At 42.5% G+C, this 6,263-nt stretch carries 6 protein-coding genes; 5 read left to right on the top strand and 1 reads right to left on the bottom strand.

Features of this window, described 5'->3' with window-relative positions; genetic code table 11:
• Positions 1 to 780: class I tRNA ligase family protein (locus Q0256_RS01900; RefSeq protein ID WP_297959558.1), on the bottom strand; the 780-nt coding region annotated here is incomplete at its 3' end.
• A 233-nt stretch (positions 781 to 1,013) separates the two neighbouring features.
• On the opposite strand from Q0256_RS01900, the gene Q0256_RS01895 reads away from it, so the two are divergent.
• The 5 genes from Q0256_RS01895 to Q0256_RS01875 form a co-directional block, all read left to right on the top strand.
• The gene (locus Q0256_RS01895; RefSeq protein ID WP_005870677.1) at positions 1,014 to 1,790 is read left to right on the top strand and encodes a MetQ/NlpA family ABC transporter substrate-binding protein; all 777 of its coding nucleotides are present in this window, start codon (positions 1,014 to 1,016) and stop codon (positions 1,788 to 1,790) included.
• Between the two features lie 114 nt (positions 1,791 to 1,904).
• Entirely contained in the window at positions 1,905 to 2,729 is an 825-nt protein-coding gene (locus Q0256_RS01890; RefSeq protein WP_297880512.1) for a peptidylprolyl isomerase, read from the top strand.
• Between the two features lie 234 nt (positions 2,730 to 2,963).
• Positions 2,964 to 3,563 carry a DedA family protein gene (locus Q0256_RS01885; protein WP_297959556.1) on the top strand — a complete coding sequence of 200 codons (600 nt, stop codon included), beginning with the start codon at positions 2,964 to 2,966 and terminating at the stop codon, positions 3,561 to 3,563.
• A 315-nt stretch (positions 3,564 to 3,878) separates the two neighbouring features.
• Positions 3,879 to 5,285 carry an aspartate ammonia-lyase gene (locus Q0256_RS01880; RefSeq protein ID WP_005870686.1) on the top strand — a complete coding sequence of 469 codons (1,407 nt, stop codon included), beginning with the start codon at positions 3,879 to 3,881 and terminating at the stop codon, positions 5,283 to 5,285.
• Positions 5,286 to 5,571: 286 nt separating this feature from the next.
• Positions 5,572 to 6,263, top strand: a 692-nt coding sequence (locus Q0256_RS01875; protein ID WP_297959554.1) for an SLC13 family permease, incomplete at its 3' end; no start/stop codon positions are given.

Raw genomic sequence — 6,263 nt, 5'->3', positions numbered from 1 at the left:
ATTCGCCTCGCCCTTTTGGATTAAATTTTGCGCCTCGTTCGCCTCATTCGCGCTCGCCTTGCAACCCACAAATTCATCGCACGATACTTCGGCTTGCTTGCTTAAATTTAATGCAAAATTCTCGCTCGAATCTTTGCAAGAGTTTGAATTTTGTCCGTCCGCAAAGTAGTAACGCAAATAATAAAGCTTGCCCTTGTTCTCCTTGTGCTCGACCTCCACGTCGCTTAGTGCGCCGTCGTGCGTGCACCAGTTTACCATGTAGTTTCCGCGTACGATGAGCCCCGCGTCGTATAGGCTTACGAAGGCTTTGCGAACGGCGTTTTTAAGCCCCTCGTCCATCGTGAAGCGCTGTCTGCTCCACGCAGGCGTGACGCCAAGGCGCTTCATCTGCTTTACGATCTGCCCGCCGCTTTGCTCCTTCCAGTGCCAAACGTGCTTTAAAAACTCTTCGCGCCCTATCTCTTCTTTTTTGATCCCTTGTGCCAAAAGCTCGCGCTCGACGACGTTTTGCGTCGCAATGCCTGCATGATCAAGCCCCGGCTGCCATAGCGTGCGGTAGCCGTCCATTCGCTTGTATCGCGTCATTATGTCTTGCAACGTATAAGTGAGCGAGTGCCCGATATGAAGCACTCCGGTGACGTTTGGAGGGGGCATCATAATGCAAAAGTTTTTGCCTTTTTGCCGGATATCTTTATTGCCGTCGATCTCGAAGTAGCCGCGCTGCTCCCAAATTTTATAAAAGCTCTCCTCTACGGCTTTCGCGTCGTAAAAATCTGCCATTTTCAGCCCTTTTTTAAAATTTTAAATTTTGCGATTTTAGCGGAATTTATGTAAAGCGCTCATTAAAGCGTGCCAATTCTGCATTATACAATAAAATGTAGTATTTAAATATATATAGAAATATCGAATTTTAGAATATTTTAGATAAAATTTTGAAAAATCATATAAAAACACTTGACATTAAAAATTCTACCTGCTATAATACCGCGAAATTTTAACCAAAAGGATTAAATATGAAGAAATTTCTTCTCGCTTCGCTTCTTAGCGCCAGCGTCGTCAGCTTTGCTCTTGCCGAAAAAATCGTAGTCGCCGCTACTCCGATACCGCATGCCGAAATTTTAGAGCAGATCAAGCCTGATCTAAAAGCCCAAGGCTACGATCTTGAGGTCAAGGTTTTCAACGACTACGTAACCCCGAACCTCGCTACTGATAGCGGCGACGTGGATGCGGGATTTTTCCAACATGTGCCGTATATGGAGGAATTTAACGCTAACAAAGGTACGAAGTTAAAAGCGACCGTGGGCGTGCATTTAGAGCCGATGGGCATCTACAGCCATAAGATTAAAAATTTAAAAGATCTTAAAAACGGCGCCAAAGTTGCCGTGCCAAACGATCCGACCAACGAAAGCCGCGCTCTTGATCTGCTCGTAGCCGCGGGGCTCATCGAAGTAGATCAAAACGCTAAGCTTCGCACGCCGTTAGATGTCACGAAAAATCCTAAAAATTTAGAAATTTTAGAGCTTGAAGGCGCCGCGCTTCCGCGAACCCTGGGCGATGTCGATATTGCAGTCATCAACTCAAATTTTGCCTTTAACGCAAATTTAAACCCAATCAAGGATTCGCTATTTTTAGAAAAGGCTGAGGGCAACCCTTACACAAATGTTATTAGCGTTAAAGAAGGCAACGAAAACAGCCCTAAAATCAAGGCGCTAGATAAAGCGATTCAAAGCGAGAAAGTGAAAAAATTTATCGAGACGCAATATAAAGGCGCAATCATCCCATCATTTTAACTCCTCTCTTTTTAAAATTCGGCGCAGGATTCGCGCCGAATTTGCTGGCATTGGCTATTTTATTTACTATCTTTTTTTATAATTGCGCGAAATTTACCGAGTAAAGGAAAAATAATGAAAAGAATTTTATCTTTCAGCTTTGTTGCCGCTATGGCTATATCTTCGCTTAATGCAGGCGTTTTGGCTACTGCAAAAGACGCAAATATCACTATTACGGATGAGGATGTTGCACCGTTTTTAGCTCAAGGTATGCAGCACGGCGGACAGGAACCGACCGCCGATGAGAAGAAAAAACTAATCGACGATCTAATCAAATACAAACTTCTAATCGCAGAGGCGAAAAAATCAGGCATTGAAAACAGCGACGAATATAAACATCAGCTAGAGCTAGCTAAAGATGGCATCGCATTTAATCTATGGCAACGCGAACAGGCTAAAGACGTAAGCATCAGCGACGAGGAAGCTAAAAAAATTTACGATGAAAATAAACAAAATTTCATGCAACCAGATTCCGTTACCGCAAGTCATATCTTAGTAGCAGACGAAAAGGCTGCTAAAAACGCGATTGCGAAGCTATCAAAAGTCAAAAAAGAGAATTTAAAAGAGGAATTTAATAAGCTAGCCAAAGAAATTTCAATCGATCCAAGTGCGAAAGAAAACGGTGGCGATTTGGGCTCTTTTGGCAAAGGGATGATGGTGCCGGAGTTTGAAAAAGCGGCGTTTGCGCTAAAAGATGGTGAGATGAGCAAAACGCCGGTAAAGACGCAATTCGGATATCATGTAATCTACAAAGAAAGCAGCAAAAAGGCTGAGACTATGCCGTTTGAAAAGGTAAAAGATCTCATCAAAAACCAATTACTTCCAAGCAAAGTAAACAAAAAAATCGATGATAAGGCTAACGAGCTATTCGGCAAATTAAACATCGAATACGCAAAATAGTTTTAATTTTAAGGCGCGAGGCTATTAAATTTATATGCAAGTTCGCTGCAGCGGCAACTTGCAGGGATAAATTTTAGCCCGCGCCTTTGTTTTATATACGCTAAATTTTGTGAAATTTTAAGATCACTCTTATATCGCCGGATTGTTAAATTCTAAACTTATTCGCTCTGCCGATGTTAAATTTTGCGGAATTTTAAGCGCAGCCGGTTTTTTACATTAAATCAAGGAATTCAAATGCTTTCTAATATCGTAAATTTTATCGTAGAATTTGTCGCAGGTTGGGGATACCTTGGCATTTTTGTGATGATGTTTTTAGAAAGCAGCTTCTTTCCCTTCCCAAGTGAAGTAGTGATGATCCCTGCGGGCTATCTGGCCTCAAAATCACAGATGAGCTTTGTTATAGCATTTATTTGTGGGCTTGGCGGCAGCATCACCGGCGCGCTGTTTAATTACTATCTATGCTACTTTTTTGGACGTAAGATTATCGCTAAATACGGCAAATACGTAGGCATCACCGAGGAGAAATTTGCAAAATTCGAAGCGTTTTTTAACCGCCATGGCGAAATTTCAACGTTTAACTGCCGCTTGATCCCGGGCATTCGTCAATACATCAGCCTTCCTGCGGGGCTTGCAAAGATGAATATCGCGCGCTTCGTGCTATTTACTGGGCTTGGAGCTGCGATTTGGACATTAATACTGATGAGCTTAGGATATTTCATCGGCGAAAACGAGGAGCTAATCAAGCAAGATCTGCATCTAATTACGATCGCTCTGTTCGCTGTCGTCATTATAATCTCGCTCCTATATGTTTATTTTATAAAACGCAAAAAATAGCTCCGCGCTAGTAAATACAAATACAATGAAAAATTCCATTTTATCGCCTTTAAGTTCAAATTTTTCAAATTATAATTTAAGCTAAACAAGAATTTTTATAATTTCACTTTCATAATCTACGTGCGATACGATATTTCTATTAAAGTGTAATTATGCCTTAGTAGCGAATTCCAAAATATTTTTTAAGTAAAATTCTATTTAAAGCCTTAAACAATCATACTAATTTCTAAATTTTAATTTTTCGTTACGTTTTAAGCTGCTTTTAATACTAAAAGCTTTAAAATTCCATTAACAATTTCAACGAAAGGACTTATTATGGCAAAGACCAGAAAAGAACACGATTTCATCGGTGAATTAGAAATTTCCGACGATTTTTACTACGGTGTGCAGACATTTAGGGCACTAGAGAACTTCCATCTAAGCGGACGAGCGCTCAAAGACTATCCGTTTTTTATCAAGGCATTTGCACAAATCAAAAAAGCAGCTGCACTAGCCAATAAAGAGGTCGGAGTCCTAGACGCACAAAAAGCCGATGCGATTGCAAAAGCTTGCGACAGGCTCATCGCAGGAGAGTTCAGAGATCAATTCGTAGTCGATATGATCCAAGGCGGCGCCGGAACTTCGACGAATATGAATACCAACGAGGTCATTACCAATATAGCTTTGGAGAGCATGGGACACAAAAAGGGCGAATACCAATACCTCCATCCAAACGACCACACAAATTTGGGTCAAAGCACCAACGATACCTATCCTAGCTCGATCAAAGTCGCCGCTTACGCCAAGCTAACCGATCTACTAAAAGCTATGGAAAATTTGAAAAAAGAGCTTGAAGTTAAAGCCAAAGAATACAAAGATGTCATCAAAATGGGAAGGACGGAGCTTGAGGATGCCGTCCCTACTACTCTTGGAAATACTTTCAACGCTTTTGCTACCTACATCAAAACCGATATCGCACTTATCAAAGCTGCTAGAGAGTCGATGACTTACCTAAATATGGGCGCTACGGCGATTGGTACGGGCATCAACTGCCACCCTGATTACAAAAACGTAGTCGAGAAAAAACTGGGCGAAATCACCGGCGTTAAATTTAAAGCCGCAGAGGACTTCATCGCCGCCACACAAGACACTGCGGACTTCGTCCACGTTAGCGGCGCGTTAAAAACAGCAGCCGTCCGCCTAAGTAAAATCGCAAACGACCTACGTCTTATGAACTCCGGTCCTAGATGCGGACTAGGCGAAATCGAGCTTCCTAAGATGCAACCGGGTAGCTCCATCATGCCGGGCAAAGTAAATCCGGTCATCGCCGAGGTCGTAGGCGAGGCTTGCTATGAGGTAATCGGCAACGACGTGACTATTATGCTTTGCTCCGAGCGCGGAGAATTTGAGCTTAATGCGTTTGAGCCTGGCATAGCATATGCGCTATTTAACTCGATCGTACTTTTGGAAAATGCGATGAATACACTAGCTGAAAAAGCTATCAAACACCTAAAGGCAAATCCTGAAGCTTGCCTAAAATCGGTGCTAAATTCCGTTGGTATCGTTACTGCATTCAATCCTTACATCGGTTACGAAAAATCCGCAAGTATCGCCAAAGAGGCGCTTCAGACCGGAAAATCCGTCGGCGAAATCTGCTTAGAGCGCGGATATTTGAAAAAAGAGGAGATCGATAAGATCCTAGAGCCTAAATCTATGCTCAACCCACATATGAGCAAAAAATAGTTCCAAACTAGGTGCGGCGCGGAATTTCGTCGGTTAATTTAATAGGCGAAATTCCGCAAAGTAGAATTCTAAATAGATAAGATTGATCGTGCAGAATTCCGTAGATGCAGAATTTCATCAAGTTAGATTTAGCTTCCGTGGAGTAAAATTCCACTTGCGAAATTTTAGGATAAAATTCCGCATAGAATTCCGACCACTGAATTATAAAGATAATTCGGATTTTACCTGCTGAAATCTTTAGAATTCTGCGCGCCGTTAAAAAAATTACTTTATAAGGAGTTTTGCAATGGACTTTATGGTGATATTGCAATTTATCGTGTTGCTCGGCGGCATCTACCTAGGCGTTAAGCTAGGCGGAATGGGCGTCGGTTATGCAGGCGGCTTGGGCGTTGTCGTCCTAGCCATTTTGGGCATGAAGGTTGATATGAAGGATATCCCGATTGACGTTATCCTAATTATCGCATCGGTAATCTCCGCGATTACGGCGCTGCAAGTCGCAGGCGGACTTGATTATTTGGTTCAGGTAGCATCTAAAATTTTAAGGAAAAATCCTAAGCAGATCAACTTCCTAGCGCCTATCGTTACCTATCTACTTACGATACTTGCGGGCACCGGACATACTGCGTTTTCTATGATCCCGGTTATCGTCGAGGTCGCAAAGACGCAGAATATCAAACCTTCCGCTCCTCTTGCGCTTTCAGTCGTTTCGTCTCAGGTAGCGATCACTGCGAGCCCTATTTCAGCGGCGTTCGTCGCTATGAGCGGCTTATGCGAAAAGCTAGGCGTTAGCTATCCTAAACTTTTGTTTATCTGCATCTCTACTACCTTCGTAGCCATGTTGATTACGGCTTTTATCGTAAATAAATTCTACGATCTCGATCTTTCAAAAGACCCTGTTTACAAAGAGAGACTTTCAAAAGGTCTCGTAGCCGAGATCAAAGCCGAGGAGTATAAAGAGCCGAAGCCTTATGCGAAAAG

It is taken from the genome of uncultured Campylobacter sp. (genome assembly GCF_937949835.1).
Lineage (GTDB): Bacteria > Campylobacterota > Campylobacteria > Campylobacterales > Campylobacteraceae > Campylobacter_B.
The sequence above is the reverse complement of the archived record's forward strand: the minus strand, read 5'-3'. Positions and strand labels throughout refer to the sequence as shown.

Excerpts from the sequence above, each read along its gene's own strand:
- Q0256_RS01895 (WP_005870677.1), top strand. The coding sequence starts at position 1,014 with ATGAAGAAATTTCTTCTCGCTTCGCTTCTTAGCGCCAGCGTCGTCAGC.
- Q0256_RS01890 (WP_297880512.1), top strand. The coding sequence starts at position 1,905 with ATGAAAAGAATTTTATCTTTCAGCTTTGTTGCCGCTATGGCTATATCT.
- Q0256_RS01885 (WP_297959556.1), top strand. The coding sequence starts at position 2,964 with ATGCTTTCTAATATCGTAAATTTTATCGTAGAATTTGTCGCAGGTTGG.
- Q0256_RS01880 (WP_005870686.1), top strand. The coding sequence starts at position 3,879 with ATGGCAAAGACCAGAAAAGAACACGATTTCATCGGTGAATTAGAAATT.